Genomic DNA, 19,712 nt, shown 5'->3' on the forward strand with positions numbered 1-19,712 from the left:
GCGAAAAGCAAAGCGCCTTGGGTGGCTGACCCAAGGCACCGGCACTATATCGCGTTGCCAAGAGCTGGGCAAAAGAGCAAAGCAACGTTAGAGGCTGGTTTGAAAGACGGTGTCGAATTCGTTAGAGAAGTCTTGGGTGGCAGGAAAAATGCCCAATTGTTCAGCACTCCATGTCACTAGTCTTTTTGAGGTAACAAGGAGAACGTCGGCAAGTTCGTTCAGCAAGTTAAAGTGCTCTGCTATTTGTGCATAGTGCGTCGAGTAATCATGAGCGGCAATATTGCGAATAGCGCGGCAGCGCTGCCAGTCACTGGTAGCGTCCACGACGCCCTGCTTTTCGAACAGCGAAAGGACTTTGAGAAAGCTGTCAGTAGACTCACCTGCCAACAGGGCGCTGTGCCGCATAGCAGAAGCAATAGAGTCCTGTAGCTTGGCAAACCGCTCATTGATAGCGGCCAGTGTTTCAAAAAGGTCGACATCTTTTTTATGGTCGGCTAACCAATCACCGTCCAAAGGCCATGTGACTTTTTTGCGTGATTGATGAAGAAACCAAGCGCAGCGCTGAATGGCTTCAAGCAGTTGCGCCAGATAGCGCTGCTGTTCGCTAAGTACATCCTGGCTCATGCGGCTACCTCAAGCGTCATTGGCCGTGACTGGGCGAGTGCAATGGCTTGAAACGGAGTAGGTTCAGCTGTTGTTACGTAGGTCACGATATCAAGCGGTAGCTGGAGGCGTTGTTCTAGCGCCATCTTGAACTCAGCACAGGCGAGTAGCGGGATGGCGTTGGGGGATATAAGCAGCAGATCGACATCGCCGCCGCGCTTACTATCATCTAGCCGCGAGCCGAAAACATGCACTGCCACCGAAGGCCCTACAAACTCACGGACGCCTGACAGAATAAGCTCGCGCTGTGATTGCGAAAGACGCATGGAGTCCGCTCCTAGTGATAAACCGGTATTGAAATGGTAGCACTCTACTCACGATAGCAGATAGCCGTTCGCCCACCTGCCAGCCATAGTAAACAGGGGTTAGGCTGTGAGGTATCGTCGCCAACTGGTAATCTAATGGGCTAGCCGCTCTTGGCGATCTGTTGATGCTGGTGAAGGGATCTCATGCTGACCTCGCTTCTGGATAACGATTTTTACAAGATCACGATGCAGAATGCCGTGATCAAACGCTTCCCCTATGCCCACGCCCGTTACGCGTTCATCAATCGCGGTGAGCATGCGTTTCCCGAGGGCTTTGGTGAGGCGCTGCGCGGTGAAGTGGATCGCATGGCGACGCTGCGCTTGTCGGATGAAGAGAAGCGCTACCTGCAAACCACCTGCCCCTATTTGGATCCCACCTATCTCGATTTTCTGGCGGGCTTTCGTTACGACCCCAGTGAGGTCACGATCGAGCAGCAGGGCAGCGAGCTGTCGGTGGTGATCGAAGGCCCGTGGTACCGTACCATCTTATGGGAAGTGCCGCTGATGGCGGTGATTAGCGAGCTTTGGTACCAGCTGCGCGGCGTGGCGGTGACCAAAGAGGACGAAGCGCTCATCGAGCAGCGCACCCGCGAGAAGATCGAGCTGTATCGCCAGCACGGGCTGAAGATTGCCGAGTTCGGCACTCGGCGGCGCTTCTCGTTTGCGGTACACGACCGGGTCGTGCAGGCGCTGCGCTATTACGGCGGTGAGGCGTTTAGTGGCACCAGCAATGTACTGCTGGCGATGCGCCATGGGGTAAAACCCATCGGCACCCACGCTCACGAGTGGTTCATGTTCCACGGCGCTCGTTTTGGTTTCAAAATGGCCAATAGCTTGGCGCTGGAGCACTGGGTGGATGTCTACCGGGGCGATTTGGGCATCGCGCTGACCGATACCTTTACCACTCGTGCTTTTTTCGAGAGCTTCGATAAGAAGTTCGCCAAGCTGTTCGACGGCGTTCGCCACGATAGCGGCGACCCCATCGAGTTCGCCGATGCCACCATGGCCCACTATCAGCGCTTGGGCATCAACCCATTGAGCAAAACCATCATCTTCTCCGATGCCCTGACGCCTGAAAAAGTGGAGCGCATTCGTTCGTTCTGCCAGGGGCGAATTGGCATGGCGTTTGGTATTGGCACCAACTTCACCAACGATATTGGCGTGGCGCCCATGAACATGGTGATCAAGATGGTCGAGGCCCGCCCCGAAGGGCAGGGCTGGCTGCCGGTGGTGAAGCTCTCCGATGTGCCTACCAAGCACACCGGCGACCCGGAGATGATTGCGTTGGCGAAGAAAGTCCTCAGCATGGGCCGTTCCTAGCCGTGTGGCTTTACTCCTTTTTGCCCTTAACAGCGAAAAAGAGCGGTGCGTAAAGTGATTCGGTCAGTGTGGCAAAAGTATGTCCGTTGGCCTGCTCGAAAAACAGCCGCTCGAATCGGGGCCACTGGTGGCTCAAGTACGCGCTTTGCGCGGCTTCGCCGGTGACCTTGTAACCCCCTTCATAGGCGGCTTCGGCGGCAGCAAAGGCGTCGCTGTCTCGGCCTTTCTCCTGCGCTATCTCCTGCGTGCCTTGCTTGGCCAGCCAGGCAAAACCGGCCTGTGGGGCCAGTGGCAGCGGGGTTTGCTGGCCCGCTTGCCAGGCGGCGAGCTGCGTTTCCAGGTGCTGGCGGGCGGTGTCGGCGGCTACGGGTTCCAGCGTGACATGCCCCGCTTTGGAGAGCAGCTGCGTCGTCATCGGGCCATCCAGGTTGCCCGCTAGGTGCGCAACCCAGGGGCGCAGCAGGTGGCTCCAGCGGTATTGGCCGCGCCCGCTGCCCTGGCTAATCAGGCTGCTGCTGAGCAGCAGCAGGCGGCAGCGGTGGCCTTCCTCATCCTGGCGCAGCTCGCCCAAAGGCTCTTCCAGCGTTAGGCCGTGGGCCTCGAAGTGGATCAGGCTGTCGGGCAGGAGATGCGGCCATGCGTCTAGCGCCTCTTCGTAGGCGTTGAACAATTCCTCCATGGGGTCGGCGAGTGCCGCGCGCATGCGTTCGCCGAACGCGCCCATGGCTAGTACGCCTTGGCCTTGAAAGCGCTCTAGCGCCTCGTGCAATGCCTCGATACGCGGCTGGCCGTGATCCACCGCGTGGCGCTGGGCGGCAATCAATTGGTCTTGGAGCTGCCAATTTTGCAGGCCATCCAGCGCGAAGGGCTCGGCGTCCAGCTCGGCCATTGCCTCCTGCTCGAAATAGACCCCCAGCCGGGTATTGAAGAAGCTGCGTACCGGCTCGCGCAGAAAGCTGCCTAGCTGCCCAAGCGAGAGGCTGGTGGGGGCGTTTTCCGGCGCTGGCAGCGTGCGGCTCGCAGCGGCGGGCGTGCGCGGGGCGTGTACTTCCCGCCATTCGTGGGCATAGGTGAACAGTCGGCTTGTGGAGGGGGTGAAGTAGGCGCGACTGAACGGCTGCAGCGGGTGCTCGGTGGTGAGGCTTTCCAACAGCGGCGCGCCGTTTTCCGTTTGCCAGCCAGCTTCCAGGTGGTCGCGCAACTGGCCCACCAGTACCGAGGGGGGCAGCGGGGAGTTGTCGATCTGGCTGCGGCCCATCCAGCTGATGTAGAGCTGGTCCCGGGCGGAGAGCAGCGCTTCGAGAAAAAGGTAGCGGTCGTCTTCCCGGCGGGAACGGTCGCCGGGACGGTAGTCGCTGCCCATCAGGTCGAAATCCAGCGGTGGCTGGGAGCGGGGATAGTCGCCGTCGTTCATGCCCAGCAGGCACACCCGCTTGAAGGGGATGGCGCGCATGGGCATCAGGGTGGCGAAGTTGACCGCCCCGGCCAAAAAGCGCTGGGAAAGGCTGTGTTCATCGATTTGTGCCAGCCAGTGTTCGCGCACCATGGAGAGCGGCAGCGGGTCGTCGATTTCTGCTTCCTGGCTGCTTTCCAGCATCTGCTGCAAGCCGTTTTCCAGCTTGGTGAGCATGATGCTTTCCTGGGCATCGTCGGTGAGGAAGAAGGTTTCCAGCAGCGCCCGCAGCCGCGCGACCCAAGTGGCGGCATCGGTGGGTTGGCAGAAGGTTTCCCAGGTGGCGTCGAGTTTTTCCAGCAGCGTGGCCAGTGGCCCTGCCAGGCCCGCTTCCAAGCCGCCAATATCATCAAAGGGCTCGATGCCTTGCCAGGCGTGGCCGTCGCCCACGGTGTAGCCCAGCAGCAGGCGGCGCAGGCCGAAGGCCCAGGTGTTTTGGCTCAGCCCGCCGGGCAGCTCCAGCCGTTGGCGCTGCTGGGCGTTCAGCCCCCAGCGGATGCCCGCGCCTTCCATCCAGCGCTCCAGTACCGGCAGGTCGCGCTCTTCTAGCCCGAAGCGCTGGCGCAGGGCGGGCACGTCCAGCAGGTCGAGCACATCGCTGACCGTCAGGCGCAGCTCTGGCAGGCGCAGCAGCTTTTCCAGCGCGATCATTAGCGGCAGGCGGTGGCGGCTGGCTTGGTCGGAGAGCGTGTAGGGGATATGCCGCGGGTCGTCGGTGGGCAGCTGGCCAAATACTGCTTCAATGTGCGGCGCGTAGCGGTCGATATCCGGCACCATGACGATGATGTCGCGCGGGCGCAGGGCGGGGTCGGCGCTGAAGGCGGCCAGCAGCTGGTCGTGGAGAATCTCCACTTCCCGCTGGGGGCCGTGGGCAATATGAAACACGATGGAGTCATCGGTGGCGGGCAGCGCTGGCCACTGGCCTTGGGTTTCTGCCACCGGGCGCAGCTCCCGGATATCGTCTTGCAGTTGGCTGAGCAGGCAGTGGCGCTCCTCGCCGCTGAACGGCTCGAACATATCGATGCGCAGCGCCTGCTGCTCGAAAAGCGTTTGATAGTTGCCCGCGTCGTCGTGCTCATCGAGTAGGCGGAGGTAGTCGCGGCCCTGCTTGCCCCAGGCGGCCAGCAGCGGCTGGGCGTGCAGGTGCAGGGCGTCATCGGCATCGCCGGTGCCTAGTACGTCCAGCGTGTCAGGCATGCCGGTTTTGCGCCGCTGACGATAACGCTGGGCGCGTAGCAGGTCTTTGTGCTCGATGATGTCCGCCCAGTAGAACTGGCAGGGGTTGTGCACGCACAGCACGATCTGGCAGCAGCGGGAGAGCGCTGCCAGGGCTTCCAGGGTTTGCTGGGGCAGCGACGAAATACCGAAAATGATCAGCCGACGGGGCAGCCCCGGCGGGCAGGCTCGGCCCTCTAACTTTTCGGTGGCTTTCAAGAAGCGCTGGTGTACCTGGGCGCGGCTGCTGTTCAGCCCGGCCTCGCCTTGGGTGGCGGCCACATCGTCACGCAGGATACGCCACAGCGAAGGCTGCCAGCGCTGATGCTCTTCCAATGGGCGGTGCTCGCCTTTGGCGGTAATCAGCACATCGTGGCCGTTGGCCCAGGCGTCCAACCAATCGGCGCGGTACACCTGGTACTGGTCGAACAGGTCCGCCAGCCGCTCGGCCAACTGGTAATGCTTGCGCTGGTCGCGGTCGGTTTCTAGAAACTGCGCCAGCGGCTCGAACACTGGTTGCCCGGCCAACGTAGGCAGCAGGCGCAGTAGCCGCCAGACCAAGCGCGACTTGTCGAACGGCGAGGTTTCCGGCACGGCATCGGCGTGTTGGGAAACGTGGGTAAGCACCGTGCGGTAGGCCTGCCATAAAAACCGCGCGGGCAGCATGACGTCCAGCGCCGCCGCAATGCCCGCGCCGCCGTTCTTAGGGTCTTCCGCTAACGCCAGCTTTAGCCACTGCCCAATACCATTGCTCTGCACCAGAATGGTTTCGTTCTCTAGCGGCCCCAGCGGGTGCAGCCGCATCCACTCCACCGCCAGCCCGCGTAAATCCTCCAGGCGATTGGCGTGCACCACCATAAACCCGGGCGTCAGCGAGGTGGGGGAGAACAAGGCATTGGCATGCATACGGCGGCGTTCCTTCACGGCAATCGGCGTTACGGGGTGCGGTGACGCTATGGTGCCATAAGTTAAGTACCTTGCGGGATGTAAGATATATCGCCAAGCTGTGGCCTCTGCCATGCAATGAAGAGGAGTCCGTGATGACCGAGCCGACCAATCATAGTGCCCGCCGCCACTCTGCCCCGGTGGTGGATGGCCCCGGTAAAGCGGCTAGCCGCGCCATGCTGCGCGCCGTGGGCTTCAACGATGACGATTTTCAGAAGCCCCAGGTGGGCGTTGCGTCTACCTGGAGCATGGTGACGCCGTGCAATAGCCACATTGGTGAGCTGGCGGAGTTTGCCCGCGATGGCGCCGATGCCGCCGGCGGTAAAGGGGTGATTTTCAATACCATCACCATTTCCGACGGCATTGCCAACGGCACCGAAGGCATGAAGTACTCACTGGTGTCGCGGGAGGTAATCGCGGATTCCATCGAAACCGTGGCGGGCTGCGAAGGGTTCGATGGCCTGGTGGCGATTGGCGGCTGCGATAAGAACATGCCGGGCTGCGTGATGGGGCTGGCACGGCTCGACCGCCCCAGCGTGTTCGTCTACGGTGGCACCATCATGCCCGGCAAGGGCCATACCGATATCGTCTCGGTGTTCGAGGCGATGGGCGCCCACTCCCGTGGGGACATCGACCTGATCGAGCTGAAAAACATCGAAGAGACGGCGATTCCTGGCCCAGGCTCCTGCGGGGGGATGTACACCGCCAACACCATGGCCTCGGCCATCGAGGCGCTGGGCATGAGCCTGCCGGGCAGCTCGGCGCAGAACGCGATTTCCCAAGAGAAGCGCGACGACTGCAAAGCTGCAGGCGAAGCCGTATTGGCGCTGCTGGCTCAAGACATCAAGCCTTCCGATATTATGACCCGCGAGGCATTCGAGAACGCCGTGACCGTGGTGATTGCCCTGGGTGGTTCTACTAACGCCGTGCTGCACCTGATAGGCATGGCACGCACCGTCGGCGTCGAGCTGACCCTGGCAGACTTCACCGAGATCGGTAAGCGCGTGCCGGTACTGGCCGATCTGCGCCCCAGCGGCCACTACATGATGAGCGAGCTGGTGGCGATTGGCGGTATCCAGCCGCTGATGAAAATTCTGCTGGACGCTGGGTTGCTCAACGGCAACTGCTTGACCGTGACTGGTAAAACGCTGGCGGAAAACCTCGCCGATGTCGAGCCCTACCCGATGGATCAGCAGATCATCGCGCCGCTGGGTAACCCGATCAAAGCCGAAAGCCACCTGCGTATTCTGTTCGGTAATCTAGCGCCGGAAGGGGCGGTGGCGAAAATCACCGGCAAAGAGGGCACCCGCTTTAGCGGCTCGGCGCGGGTGTTTGGCTCGGAAGAGGAAGCCCAGGCGCGTATCAACGATGGCACCGTGGTGGCGGGCGACGTGGTGGTGATCCGCTACGAAGGCCCGAAGGGCGGCCCCGGCATGCGCGAAATGCTCACGCCCACCTCGGCCATCATGGGGCGTGGCTTGGGTAACGACGTCGCGCTGATTACCGATGGTCGCTTCTCGGGCGGCAGTCACGGGTTCGTGGTGGGGCATGTCTCGCCGGAAGCGTTCGACGGCGGCCCGCTGGCGCTGGTCGAAGATGGCGACCCCATTACCATCGATGCCGAAGCCGATACCATCGACGTGCACATCAGCGATGACGAGATGATGCGCCGCCGCGCGGCCTGGCAACAGCCTACGCCTCGCTATACTCGTGGCGTGCTGGCCAAGTACGCACGGTTGGTGAGTTCGGCGAGCACCGGTGCGGTAACCGACCAAGAGTAATTCTTGACGGATCACCCACGCGGGTAGGCTGTCACTAAGTCGTCAAGCGCAAAGCGTAACCTAAACGCTTTGCGCTTTTTAATGGGTAAACGGTGGGCACGATGTCAGAAAAGAATCCGGTACGAGGGCGGGCCAGCGAGGTGTTTTGGGCATTTTTGGCGCTGGGGCTGACGTCGTTTGGCGGGCCGGTGGCGCACCTGGGCTATTTTCGCACGGCCTTCGTCGAACGCCGCCAGTGGCTCAGCGAGCAGGCGTACGCCGATTTGGTCGCGCTGTGCCAGTTTTTACCGGGTCCCGCCAGCAGCCAGGTGGGCTTTGCCTTAGGGTTGATGCGTGCTGGCCCCTGGGGAGCCGCGATGGCGTGGCTGGCGTTTACACTGCCTTCGGCCATCGTGTTGGTGCTGTTTGCACTGGGTGCCGCCGTGCTGGAGGGCCCGGTGGCCAGCGGCATCATTCACGGCTTGAAAATCGTCGCGGTGGCCATCGTGGCCCACGCGGTGTGGGGCATGGCGCGCAACCTCTGCCCGGATAAAACTCGCACGGGCATTGCCTTGGCGGCGGTGTTTGCGGTGGTAGTGGTCACCGGGCCGTTGGGACAGGTGGCGGCGATCGTGTTGGGCAGCGCGGCGGGCTTGCTGCTGTGCCGCGACAGCACGGCATCGGCGTCCAGCGAATCGCTGCACTTCCCGGTGTCGCGCCGAGCGGGCACGGTAGCGTTGGCGCTGTTCGCCATTCTGTTGGTGCTCTTACCGCTGTTAGCGGGAAGCGCCGGTTGGTTGAACGTGGTCGATGCCTTCTACCGCTCAGGGGCGCTGGTGTTTGGCGGCGGCCACGTGGTGCTGCCGCTGCTGGAAGCGGAAGTGGTGCAATCGGCTTGGGTCACGGCGGATGCGTTTTTGGCGGGTTACGGCGCGGCGCAAGCGGTACCGGGGCCGCTGTTTACGTTTGCGGCGTATTTGGGAGCGCTGCTGCCGGGCATCCCTAGTTTGGTGGGTGCGCTGTTAGCACTGCTTGCGATTTTTGTGCCGGGGTTTTTGCTGCTGGTCGGCGTGCTGCCCTTTTGGAATCAGTTCCGCCAGTGGAGAAGCGCTCAAGCGCTGATGCGCGGTGCCAACGCCGCGGTGGTGGGGATTTTAGGGGCGGCGCTCTATCAGCCGGTGTGGACCAGTGCCATCGTGGGGCCTTACGCGTTCGTGCTGGCATTGACGGGCTTTCTGCTGCTCTCCGTGTGGAAGCTGCCTGCTTGGCTCGTCGTCATTCTGGTGGCGCTGGGCGGCGTGATGATTCCGCCCCTGTAATCGGGGCGGGAAGATACTTAAAGAGGGTATCGAGCGGCAGGTGGCGTGGCTACTATGGCGCCTCCGGCTCTAACGTGCGACGCAGGACATTCAGTTCGTCGATGTCCAGGTGCTCGAGCCTTCCGGCGAGCAGGTCGCTGATCTTTTGAACGGGTAAGCCAGCCCGGCGGGCGATTTCACGGCTCCCCAGATCTGATACGGCGATCAGGCGGGTAATGATGCGCATAAGGCGCGTACGTTTTTCAAGTTCCCTGACATCGAGGTCAGGGCTGCTTCGCGGAGGATCCATCGCTTCTGCGTGAGCAGTCGAGTATGCCGTACTCATGTGACTCCATCAGTCTGAAATGACAAACACACAATGCCGCCAACTCACGCGGTTTTCAATGCCTAATTCGAGGAAAATTTCACACGCCTCACCACGCCCGCAAACGCCCGTGGCTCTGGTAAACTATGCGCCTTCCTAATTCTGAGTGAGCCGCGCTTTGCACGGCTTATGGACTGCTTTCTAGCTTATGTTAGGCCGTTGGCCGAGGAGTTTTGCATGTCGAACAGCGCACCCAAAGTGGGCGTGATCATGGGGTCGAAGTCCGATTGGCCGGTCATGGAGCACGCGGTGGCGATGTTGGAGCGACTGGGCGTTCCCTACGAGACTCGCGTGGTATCGGCGCATCGCACGCCTGATCTGCTGTTCGATTATGCCAAAAGCGCTGCTGAGCGCGGCTTGCAAGTCATCGTGGCCGGTGCCGGTGGAGCGGCTCATTTGCCTGGCATGGTGGCATCACAAACGGCGCTGCCGGTACTCGGCGTGCCGGTGGAGTCCAAAGCGCTGAAAGGCCTGGACTCACTGCTCTCGATTGCGCAAATGCCGGGCGGCATTGCCGTGGGGACGCTGGCCATCGGCAAAGCGGGGGCCACCAATGCTGGCCTGCTGGCGGCTCAAATCGTTGGCCTGCACGACAGCGCCGTGCGCGACGCCGTAGATGCCTTCCGTGCCGAACAGACGCAGATGGTGCTGGACAACCCCGATCCGCGCCCCGAAGCGGACCAAGCCCAATAGGTAGCCCTCATGAGCGCACAGAGTGCAAACCGTATGATAGCAAAAAACATTGGTGTTCTTGGGGCGGGTCAGCTCGGCCGTATGCTGGCGCTGGCAGGCTATCCGCTAGGTAACAGCTTCACGTTTTTGGATACCACCGGTAACCCCAGCGCGGGCATCGGTGAGGTGATCGTCGACCCTGATAACCAGCACTTGGCGGCGTTCCTCGAGAAGGTCGACGTGGTCACCTACGAGTTCGAGCACCTGCCCGTGGCGCTGGTCCAGCAGATCGAGCAGCATAAGCCGGTGTATCCCGGCAGTCGCGCCATTGCGGTGTGCCAGAACCGAGTAGAAGAGAAGGCGCTGTTCGACCGCTTAGGTATTCCCACGCCCGCCTACCGCGTGGTGGAAAGCGCTGAGCAGCTCGCCGCCGCCGCCGCCGAGCTGGGCTGCCCGGTGGTAGCCAAGTCGGTCACTGAAGGCTACGACGGCAAAGGGCAAGCGGTGCTGAAAGCGCCAGAGCAGGCCCAAGAGGCGTGGGAGGCCATTGGCCATTCACAGCTCATCGTCGAGGCGTTCGTCGATTTCGTGCGCGAAGTTTCGATGATTGCCGTGCGCGGCCGCGATGGGGAGGTGGTGTTCTACCCCATGGCCGAAAACCAGCACGTGGGCGGCATTCTGCGCTACTCCGTGGCGCCGCTACCGGATTTGGACGCCAGCGTTCAGCAGACGGCCGACAGCTATATTCGTGCGCTGCTAGACGAGCTGGATTACGTTGGCGTGCTGGCGCTGGAGCTGTTCCAAACCCGCGACGGCAGCCTGTTGGCCAACGAAATGGCCCCACGAGTGCATAATTCTGGCCACTGGACGATGGATGGCGCCGTCACCAGCCAGTTCGAGAACCATCTGCGGGCAGTGCAAGGTTTGCCGTTAGGCGCAACGAACGCCACTGCGCCCACTTGCATGGTGAACGTCATCGGCTTGGAAGGCGACAATGCTGCGCTGCTGGCCATGGCCGACACGCATCTACACCGCTATGACAAGGAAGAGCGCCCTGGGCGTAAGCTGGCGCATGTCAACGTCGTGGCCGCCACCCACGCCGAGCTATTAGAGAAAGTGCGTGCTTGCCAAGCATTGATTCCCGATGCGCCTCCCGTGGCGTGGAGTTTCGAATCCATGCTATAGGGATTCCTACAGGTCGACCCCTCGCCTTTTACTACTGCACCTCCATCGTTGGATGCCCCAGCGATGGAGGTGAATTTTTGTGACAAGGACTCCTCAAACGACGCCACCATGGTACAAGGACGAAACCGTCTGGATGTCGCCACCGTTCCCCCATGAATGCGTGAAAGGCATTACCTACGTGAAAGGTCGCTCTCCGTATCACTGAACGTATGGCGTCTTGCCCATGATAACGTGTTCAGGCTTGCCCAGTGATTTTCCTCAACCATGCTTGGTAGACACCATGCGTTTACGCAGCGAAAAAGTGCGCCTTCTTTACGGCAACATCTGGCAGCCTGTGTCAGCAGGCATTTTAGGTGCTCTCGTATTAGCGGCCGTCATGCGAAACGTAGTGGATACGGCATATGTAGTGATGTGGTTTATCGTCCTTTTAGCCGTGTCTGCCTGGCGGTTGTGTGACGCCCGTCGTTTTTTGCGGTCGTCGCTGGAAGAGCAGGCAAAGGCCCAGTGGCTGTGGCGATTCGCTCTGGGAGCGCTGGTGGCGGGGTGCACGTGGGGCGGCGGTGGCGTCCTGATGTTTCAGGGTGAGCAAACGGATTATGTGGCTTTTCTTGTGATTGTGCTGTCAGGCGTGGCAGCGGGTAGCGTTACGATGCTTTCGGCCGTGTGGTGGGTGGCCGTATGCTTCATCATCCCGATTAGCCTACCTATACAAATATTGCTACTGCTCTCGCCAGCGCCGACCCAGCAGGCTATCGGTGGGTTGATTATTGTGTTTGTCGGTTTGTTGATTCTTACCAGCCGACGCCTGGGACAAGTCATTCACGATAATATTTCGCTACGCATGAGCATGGCCGATCGTGAAGCAAAATTGCTTGAGAGCGAAAATCGCTACCGCTCCATCTTTCAAAACTCACCGCTGGGCGTGCTTCACTTCGATGAAGACGGCAAGGTGACGGACTGCAATAGCAAGCTGCCGGTGATCCTGGGCGTTGATCGTCGTTGCATCGTGGGCCATGACTTGCTTGTGCCTTCCGCAGACCCCCGGGTGGCCGACAGCGTCAGGGATGCGATTGAAAAAGGGACGGGTTACTACGAAGGCACGTATCATCTCCCCAACACTCAAAAAAAGACGCCACTGCGTGCTTTTTTTAACGGTGTGCACGGCATGGACAATCGCATTATCGGTGGGGTGGCCATTATCGAGGACTTCACCGAGCGTAAACGCAGTGAAGAGATCATTTATCGCCAAGCCTATTACGATGCGCTCACGGATTTGCCCAATCGACGCTTGTTCATCGAACGGCTGGAATCGCTCGATACCCACACGATCGACCAAAAGCGCAGCGGGTTGGTTCTGTTTCTAGACATGGACCGCTTCAAGTTGATCAACGACACTCTGGGGCATGCGGCTGGGGATGCATTGCTGGTGCAGGTCGCGCGACGCTTGGAGTCTTGCCTGCGCGACGGTGATATGGCCGCACGGCTAAGTGGCGATGAATTTGTTTTGCTGGCCCTGTTTGACGAAGAGAACGCGAGCCAAACGGACGCTCTTGCCGAGCAGTACATGGCCCGCGTTCAGCAGGCGCTGTCGGGGAAATACTGGTTGGAAAACCGCTTGGTCGATGTTACCCCGAGTATGGGGTACACCTGCTTTGATACGGCGGCCTATAACCATGTCGACGTGCTCAAGCAAGCCGATATCGCCATGTATCAGGCCAAATCCGAAGGCCGCGCGCGGCTGCGTCGCTATCAGCCGTGGATGAGTGATGAGGTCAACAGGCGTGTTAGCGAACAATCTTCCCATGTGGCCCCGCGCCGCTAGATCTCTAGGGCATGAAGCGATCCAGGCAGTCCTGATGGGCTGACGTCATCGCCCTCTTTTCGTAAGGCAAGCCGCTTAATAACGCGGCTTTTTTATTGTCAGCGGCTACTCCTTAATAGCGCGTAAACGTGCTAAAACAGGTGTATTAAAAACAACCTAACCAATAAGATTGGCGTCAAGCCGACTAAAAACAGGGAGTTTGTATGTCGCCCCCCACCCCCCTTGCCGCCACGGCAACGGCCTCTGGGCTGCGCAGTGGTTATCAGCGTGATCACCACATTACGTTGCAGCGTTTGCGCGGTGAAAAAGTGCGCTTGCTTTACGACAACTTATGGCAACCGGTGTTGAGCAGTGTACTGGCAGGTGGGCTGTTGGTGGCGGCCATGTGGCCCGTAGTGGACACCCCACTGCTGTTGGGGTGGTTTGTGTCACTGGCATTGATCTCTACCGTAAGGTTACTGCTGGCGCAGCGGTTCAAACGGTTGCCCGCTCTCCAGCAACAGCGTCGACGGTGGTTGCATTGGTTTGCCATGGGGGCCATTGCGTCAGGCTGTGTTTGGGGAGCTTCCGGCGTGCTGCTGTTCAGCCATGACCATCCTGGCCAAATCGCCGCGCTATCGATCGTGCTGGCTGGCATTGCGGCAGGCGGTGTGACGACGCTCTCGTCGGTATGGTGGATTGCCATTGGCTTCGTGCTTCCCATTCTATTGCCGCTTAAGCTGCAGTTTCTGCTGCAAGGCTCGCCACTATCGATTTTGATTGGCTTGATGTTAGTGCTGTTTTTAGGGTTGATCATGGCGACCAGCCGACGCTTTAGCCGGACCATCCATGACAATATCGCTCTGCGGGTGAGCATGGGGGCCCGCGAAGCACAGCTCAAGGAGAGCGAAAATCGCTATCGCTCCATTTTTCAGCACTCGCCGCTAGGCGTTCTGCACTTTGATGAGCAGGGCCAGATCACCGACTGCAATAGCAAGCTGCTGGACATACTGGGCGTGGAGCGCTCGAATCTGCTCGGCTATCGTATGCTGGATCGCTCTGCCGACCGTGACGTGGCGCAAGCGGTGAAGGATGCGCTGGAAAAAGGCACCGGCTATTACGAAGGCACGTATCGACTGCCCAAAGCCACTGAGGGAACGCCGCTGAGGGCGTTTTTCAATGGGGTTCACAGTGCCAGCGATCAAATGATAGGTGGTGTGGCGATCATCGAAGACTTCACCGAACGGAAGCGCAGCGAGGCGATCATCTATCGCCAAGCCTACTACGACGCGCTGACCGATTTGCCCAATCGACGGCTGTTCATCGAGCGTCTGGAGGCGCTATGCCGGGAGCCAGAGAGCGGCCAACGCGGAGGCTTGGTGATGTTCATGGACATGGACCGCTTCAAGTTGATTAACGATACGCTTGGCCACGCAGCGGGCGATGATCTGCTCGTACAGGTCGCGCGCCGTTTGGAGTCCTGCCTACACGGCCAGGATATGGCTGCCCGTCTGAGCGGCGATGAGTTTGTGCTGTTGGCACTGTTCGATGTGTCGGAGAGCGAGGCACTCGACCTTGCCGCTGCCCGCTATATGGCGACCGTACAGCAGGCGTTGGCCGGTCAGTACCGCCTAGAGAGCCGCTGGGTCGAGGTCACCCCGAGCATGGGCTATACCTGTTTCAATGCCGCTGACTGTGACCACGCAGATGTGCTCAAGCAGGCGGATACCGCTATGTATCAAGCCAAGACCGAGGGCCGAGCGCGGCTTCGCCGCTACCAGCCCTGGATGCGTGATGACGTGAACAAGCGCGTCGCCGAGCAGGCATCTACCCCGCCAATTGACCGCTAAGCAGAAGCCACAGGGCAATGAGGGCGAAGTGCCCTGGGTACCACGCCAGCCATAAACGTCGGGGCATGGCCAGCGCCACCGGCGGCACTCGCTGGGCTGCGCCTGCGGCGAGCATCAGGACCAGCACGCACGTGGCGACGGTGAACGATTTGGCCATGTCGGAGGCGTTCATCTGCCCGGCAATCCACAGTACGGGAAATGCCGCGAGCCCCGCCCATAGGCGTGATTTCAGCGCATCCCCTGTGTCACTGAGCGCCTGCATCGCAAACATGAACAGCGGAATCAGCAGCAGGCCGTTGTGACCATACTCCACCCAAAATCCCAGTAGATACCACACCGTAACGCCGACGGCAGCGCCTAACATGAGCCAACCAAAGCCTAACGTTTGCCGTTGATAGTGCTGCCAGCCTTGCCGTACCAGCGCTCCTAGTGCCAACCCGCTGGCCAACGTAAAACAGACGTTCAAAATGAACGCATCGGACGCGCGGGGCATCATCATGTAGGGAATTTGCGCAACGAGCCCAATGATCAGAATGCGTCGCGAATAGCGAAGTGGGTTGCGGGTATTGAACAGGCCGTGCCACGCCACCATGGCGGCAAAGAGGGGGAACGCAATGCGCCCAATCGAGGAGCCCGCCCAGCTCAAATCCCAATCACCCGGAAGCACGTAGCGGGTGAGGTGATCCACGGTCATGGTGAACAGCGCTAGCCACTGTCCCCAAGCGGTCCAGTGGGAGGAGGGACGAAACGCGCTTGTCGTCTCCTCATGGGGCGTTGCGGGACCCGCCATCGTTTCAGCCATGCTACCTCCTTGTATGTGGTGGGGTGTTAGTAAAGACCCGGTTTGGCTGAGCAAGTTCGCCGGAGGGCGTGACACTTAGCTGGCGCTAAAAATGGGTTTGCCCAGTGCCCAGACTTGGTCGATGGCCCAGTGATTTTCGCTTAGTACGATGAAATCTGCGTCCGAACCCGTCTGTAAGCGGCCTTTGCGGGGCAGTTTGAGCGTATCGGCGGCGGTGGTCGACGCGCAGCGTAGCGCGTGCTCCATGTTGATCTGATGCTCATTGACGCACTCGCCCAGCACCTCGAATAGACTGCTGAGTTTACCGGGTTTCAAGCCAATAAACCGGTGTTGATCATCAAATTCCGGCAGCGAGGCGTTGGCATCGGAGGAGAGACTGAGTTGGCCGGGCTCGATCCGCGCTTTCAGCGCCCGAGCCACTGCCTCGGAGGCAGGCACTTCACCACCGGCCAACAGCTCGGGCGTGGTGCTGGTGGTGAAGTCGATGCGCCCGCCTTCACGGGCAAAGCGCAGGCCATCTTCGAACAGCGCGGTAGTGCGGTTGATGTGAGTGGGGTAGAACTGTGTCAGCGGGATGGCGCTGCTTTTGGCCACTTGGCGCAGCGGCTCCAAGTGAGTGTCGGCGTCGCCGGTGTGAATGAAGACGATGCCTGATTTCCCTGCGAGCAGCCCGGCGGTGCGGGCGTCGGAAGCAAGCCGCGTTAACTCTTGGGTAGTGGGTTGGGAGCCGCGATGGTCACTAATCGCGACTTCACCCACGCCGATGAACTCAGGAATGTAGAGAATATCGCTGGCTACCGAACCGGTCAGCGTAACGGGGGGAAGTTGGTAAGAGCCAGTGTAGGCGTAGGTGCTCAGCCCGCCAGCGGCCAGCTCCCGCGCTTTGCCAATCAGGTTGGCTGGGGTGCGGGTAAGCGCATCGGTGCCTAGCGCGCCCACCAGCGTGGTCACCCCGGAGGCGCAGGCGTCTTCCAGGCTGAGTTCGGCGGTGCGGTTGCCAAAGCCGCCTTCACCGCCACCGCCGATGTAGTGCACCAGCGGGTCGACTAACCCTGGAATCACGCGGCGCCCTTCCAGGTCCACCGTACGAATCAGCGTGCCCAATTGATACGTTTCATCGGCATTCAGCACGGCGGCAACGCGTTGGTCGGCGATCAGCAGGTGGCACAGCCCAAGCGGTTCGGGGGCAAAGAGTTGGGCATTCTTTACAAGTGTCAGCATGGAGTTCCCTGGAGAGTCATCAGAAAACGATAAGCGCCGACCAGAGGCCGGCGCTCGTAGTGATAGCGTCACGCTATTCGAACAGCGCGCTTATAAACGTACATCGTAGTTGAAGTAGCGGTTCATGATCTCATCATAAGTGCCGTTCTCCTTGAGCGCGTGCAGAGCCTCGTTGAAGCGTTCGGCCAGGGCTTCATCGCGGGGGCGAAACGCCATCCCCACACCTTGGCCAAAAATCTCCTCGGGCTGCTTGATGAAGTCGCTGATGCGCTGGAAATCGCTCTCTGGCGTGTCGATATCGATGGTGGCTTCGGCGATGGGGTAGTCCATGAAGGTGAGGTCCAGGCGGCCCGCCATCAGGTCGGTGACCACATCGTCAGCACCGGTATAGCGACGGATCTCCAAGACATCGCCGTAAAGCTGAGTGACGTAGTTGTCCTGCAACGTCGCTCGCTGCACGCCAACGGTCAAGCCTTCCAGGCTGGCACGATCTTCGATATCGATCTCTTTATCACGGGTGGTGATCCAGGCGCTGGGCGTGGTGTAGTACGCCTCGGAGAACAGCACCCGCTGGGCGCGCTCGTCGGTGATCGCCATGGAGGACATGATGGCGTCGTAGTTACGCGCCAGCAGTCCCGGAATGATGCCGTCCCAGTCTTGCTCGACCCATGTACAGGTGACCTCCATGTAGGCGCAGGCAGCGTTGCCGAGCTCGATTTCGAAACCGGTGAGCGTGCCGTCGGCCTCGCGGTACATGAAGGGTTCGTAAGGGACATCGACGCCGAGTCGAATCTCGTCATAATCCCGGGCAAAGGCGCCAGTGGATGCCAATGAAAGTGAAACACCAGCCGCAAGAACAGCGGCCACGGACAGCGTTGCATAACGCATAGTCAGTCTCCTGAAGCGATTTTTAGTAGGTAGATCGATGCTGCTGTATGCCAACCGCCTTAGGGCGGCTATTGCATGGGGTGCGCTAAGCGCAGGGCAATATGCACGCACAGGGGCGTGCCTTGGCACGGGCGTGCCAAAAGGGGAGGGCTATTCGTCGAACCATTCGCTCAGGTAGAAACGGGCGATATTGCCACGGGTACCTGGGCGAAGCGCGTGCAGCGCGTGGGATAAGAGGAGGCGTGAGGGCATGTTGGCGTCTCGCTTGCGAACCTCCCCAGGTGGGGAGGCTCGCTCAAGCAGCTAGCGCTTACTCTTCGCCGAAATAACGGGCGTAGATCTCATCGTAGGTGCCGTCTTCTTTAAGCTCCGCCAGAGCTTCGTTGAACTGCTCGGCTAGCGCTTCGTCACGCTGACGGAAGGCGATACCGAAACCGTCGCCGAAGTACTCTTTCGGCTCGCTGATACGCTCACCCACTACGACGTACTCGGCTTCATCGCTTTCGAGCAGCGTGGACTGGCCGATCGGAAAGTCGAGGAAGACGATATCCAGACGCTGTGCTTCCATGTCCAGCACCATGTCGTCGGCGGTGGAGTAGCGGCTGATGTCAGCGACGCTACTGAAGTTATCGGTGACGTAGTTATCCTGTAGGGTGCCGCGCTGAACGCCAATGGTTTTGCCTGCCAGGGTCTCTTCGTTGGCTTCGCTGATGTCCAGGCTGCTCGGAGCGAACCAGGCAGACGGCATGGTGATGTAGGGGTCTGAAAACAGTACCTGCTGACGGCGTTCATCGTTGATGGTCATGGAGGACATGATCGCATCGTAGTTGCGTGACATCAGGCCTGGAATGATACCGTCCCACTCCTGCTCCACCCACTCACAGGTAACACCGATACGCTCGCATAGGGCGTTGCCCAGGTCGATGTCGAAGCCGGTCAGTTCACCTTCAGCGGTGCGGTATTCCATGGGCTCGTAGGGAACGTCGACGCCGATACGGACGTTGTCGTAATCGCGCGCGTGAGCAGAAGATGCTGCAGCGACGGCCAAGCCCAGCAGAGAAACAGTCAGTAGTTTTTTCATTTTTAGACTCCAAAAGAAGCAGGTTCACCCAAGGTGATCCCCCTTAACGTACCCCAGGTTGAGGTCGGCGAAAAGGGGGAGTCTGCATTTGAACCAACGTTTGTTTTACGCTGGCGCGTGTTGTCTTTGTTTTGGTTAGGTGGTTTGTGGCTGCAGGTGGGCCAGCAGCTTTTTCTCTAAGAAGCGGAAAAAATACAAGATCGCGAAGGTCAAACAGAGATAGATGGCTGCGACGAATAGGAACGCATCGAAGGGCGCATAAAAGCGCGCATACACGAAGCGTGCCGCACCGGTCAGATCCATCAACGTCACCACGCTGGCGATGGCGCTGGCATGCAGCATGAATATGACTTCGTTGCCGTAGGCTGGCAGCGCGCGTCGAAAGGCGCTGGGCAGAATGATCCGCCGCATCATCAAACGTTGCGACATGCCATAGGCCCGTGCGGCCTCTATTTCGCCTTTCGACGTTGCCTTGATGGCACCACGAAAAATTTCGGTGGTATAGGCGGCCGTGTTCAGCGTAAAGGCAATCAGCGCGGGGTAAAACGCTTCGCGCAGCACCGGCCACAGAAAGGTTTCTTGAATGCCGTCGATAAATACGACGCCGTAGTAAATGATGTAGAGCTGGATCAACAGCGGCGTTCCGCGAAACACGTAGGTATACAGATAGACCGGCAGGCTGATCCATTTGTGCCTGGAGCTACGCATGATGGCCAGCGGTACCGCTAGGATGAGCCCGGCCACCAGCGAGAGAAAGACCAACTGCGTGGTGGTCACCAACCCTTCCCAGTAGTAGCCGAGGGTCGTCGGTGTGAAAATCAGGTTGTCCGCTAGTAGGTCGTTGAACCATGCAGAGATATCTAACATG

16 protein-coding genes are annotated in these 19,712 nt (G+C 60.0%); 7 read left to right on the forward strand and 9 right to left on the reverse strand.

Going from position 1 to position 19,712, the window contains the following annotated elements; all coding sequences use genetic code 11:
• Nucleotides 1-87 precede the first annotated feature (87 nt).
• On the reverse strand, nt 88-624 hold the full coding sequence (locus FHJ80_RS09175) for a hypothetical protein (RefSeq protein ID WP_054641496.1): 537 nt from the start codon (nt 622-624) through the stop codon (nt 88-90).
• The gene (locus tag FHJ80_RS09180; RefSeq protein ID WP_054641497.1) at nt 621-929 is read right to left on the reverse strand and encodes a nucleotidyltransferase domain-containing protein; all 309 of its coding nucleotides are present in this window, start codon (nt 927-929) and stop codon (nt 621-623) included. Before FHJ80_RS09180 ends, FHJ80_RS09175 begins: the two co-directional genes overlap by 4 nt.
• A 183-nt stretch (nt 930-1,112) precedes the next feature.
• On the opposite strand from FHJ80_RS09180, the gene pncB reads away from it, so the two are divergent.
• On the forward strand, nt 1,113-2,288 hold the full coding sequence (gene pncB, locus FHJ80_RS09185; RefSeq protein ID WP_139526737.1) for a nicotinate phosphoribosyltransferase: 1,176 nt from the start codon (nt 1,113-1,115) through the stop codon (nt 2,286-2,288).
• Nucleotides 2,289-2,298: 10 nt separating this feature from the next.
• Here the strand turns inward: pncB and recC are convergent, their stop codons facing one another.
• Nucleotides 2,299-5,862, reverse strand: a complete 3,564-nt coding sequence (gene recC, locus FHJ80_RS09190; RefSeq protein WP_139526739.1) for an exodeoxyribonuclease V subunit gamma — start codon at nt 5,860-5,862, stop codon at nt 2,299-2,301.
• Between the two features lie 134 nt (nt 5,863-5,996).
• Here recC and ilvD point away from each other — a divergent pair, with 134 nt between their 5' ends.
• Both ilvD and chrA read left to right on the forward strand, forming a co-directional pair.
• Nucleotides 5,997-7,682, forward strand: a complete 1,686-nt coding sequence (gene ilvD / locus FHJ80_RS09195; protein ID WP_139526741.1) for a dihydroxy-acid dehydratase — start codon at nt 5,997-5,999, stop codon at nt 7,680-7,682.
• Between the two features lie 101 nt (nt 7,683-7,783).
• Nucleotides 7,784-8,980, forward strand: coding sequence for a chromate efflux transporter (chrA, locus tag FHJ80_RS09200; protein WP_139526742.1), 1,197 nt, complete (start codon nt 7,784-7,786; stop codon nt 8,978-8,980).
• A gap of 52 nt (nt 8,981-9,032) precedes the next feature.
• On the opposite strand, the gene FHJ80_RS09205 is transcribed toward chrA, so the two are convergent.
• On the reverse strand, nt 9,033-9,305 hold the full coding sequence (locus tag FHJ80_RS09205; protein WP_139526744.1) for an XRE family transcriptional regulator: 273 nt from the start codon (nt 9,303-9,305) through the stop codon (nt 9,033-9,035).
• A gap of 216 nt (nt 9,306-9,521) precedes the next feature.
• Between FHJ80_RS09205 and purE the strand changes: the two genes are divergently transcribed.
• From purE to FHJ80_RS09225, 4 genes are all read left to right on the forward strand, one after another.
• Entirely contained in the window at nt 9,522-10,037 is a 516-nt protein-coding gene (gene purE / locus FHJ80_RS09210; RefSeq protein WP_139526746.1) for a 5-(carboxyamino)imidazole ribonucleotide mutase, read from the forward strand.
• A 33-nt stretch (nt 10,038-10,070) separates the two neighbouring features.
• The gene (locus FHJ80_RS09215; RefSeq protein ID WP_255303911.1) at nt 10,071-11,201 is read left to right on the forward strand and encodes a 5-(carboxyamino)imidazole ribonucleotide synthase; all 1,131 of its coding nucleotides are present in this window, start codon (nt 10,071-10,073) and stop codon (nt 11,199-11,201) included.
• Between the two features lie 280 nt (nt 11,202-11,481).
• Entirely contained in the window at nt 11,482-13,023 is a 1,542-nt protein-coding gene (locus FHJ80_RS17505) for a diguanylate cyclase domain-containing protein (protein ID WP_304363352.1), read from the forward strand.
• A 203-nt stretch (nt 13,024-13,226) separates the two neighbouring features.
• A complete protein-coding gene (locus FHJ80_RS09225) occupies nt 13,227-14,852 on the forward strand; it encodes a diguanylate cyclase domain-containing protein (RefSeq protein WP_139526753.1) in 1,626 nt (541 codons plus the stop codon).
• Here FHJ80_RS09225 and FHJ80_RS09230 read toward each other — a convergent pair.
• The 5 genes from FHJ80_RS09230 to FHJ80_RS09250 all read right to left on the reverse strand — a co-directional run bounded on the left by FHJ80_RS09230 (nt 14,830) and on the right by FHJ80_RS09250 (nt 19,711).
• A complete protein-coding gene (locus FHJ80_RS09230; protein ID WP_139526755.1) occupies nt 14,830-15,654 on the reverse strand; it encodes a TraX family protein in 825 nt (274 codons plus the stop codon). The genes FHJ80_RS09225 and FHJ80_RS09230 overlap by 23 nt on opposite strands.
• Nucleotides 15,655-15,729: 75 nt before the next feature.
• Nucleotides 15,730-16,875 carry a beta-aspartyl-peptidase gene (gene iadA / locus FHJ80_RS09235; RefSeq protein ID WP_139526756.1) on the reverse strand — a complete coding sequence of 382 codons (1,146 nt, stop codon included), beginning with the start codon at nt 16,873-16,875 and terminating at the stop codon, nt 15,730-15,732.
• A 90-nt stretch (nt 16,876-16,965) separates the two neighbouring features.
• Complete coding sequence (locus FHJ80_RS09240) at nt 16,966-17,763, reverse strand: transporter substrate-binding domain-containing protein (RefSeq protein WP_139526758.1); 798 nt, start codon at nt 17,761-17,763, stop codon at nt 16,966-16,968.
• Between the two features lie 310 nt (nt 17,764-18,073).
• The gene (locus FHJ80_RS09245; protein WP_139526760.1) at nt 18,074-18,844 is read right to left on the reverse strand and encodes a transporter substrate-binding domain-containing protein; all 771 of its coding nucleotides are present in this window, start codon (nt 18,842-18,844) and stop codon (nt 18,074-18,076) included.
• A 135-nt stretch (nt 18,845-18,979) separates the two neighbouring features.
• Nucleotides 18,980-19,711, reverse strand: a complete 732-nt coding sequence (locus FHJ80_RS09250; RefSeq protein ID WP_139526762.1) for an ABC transporter permease — start codon at nt 19,709-19,711, stop codon at nt 18,980-18,982.
• Between the last annotated feature and the right edge of the window lies 1 nt (nt 19,712).

It is taken from the genome of Halomonas sp. BL6, from assembly GCF_006228115.1.
GTDB lineage: Bacteria > Pseudomonadota > Gammaproteobacteria > Pseudomonadales > Halomonadaceae > Vreelandella > Vreelandella piezotolerans.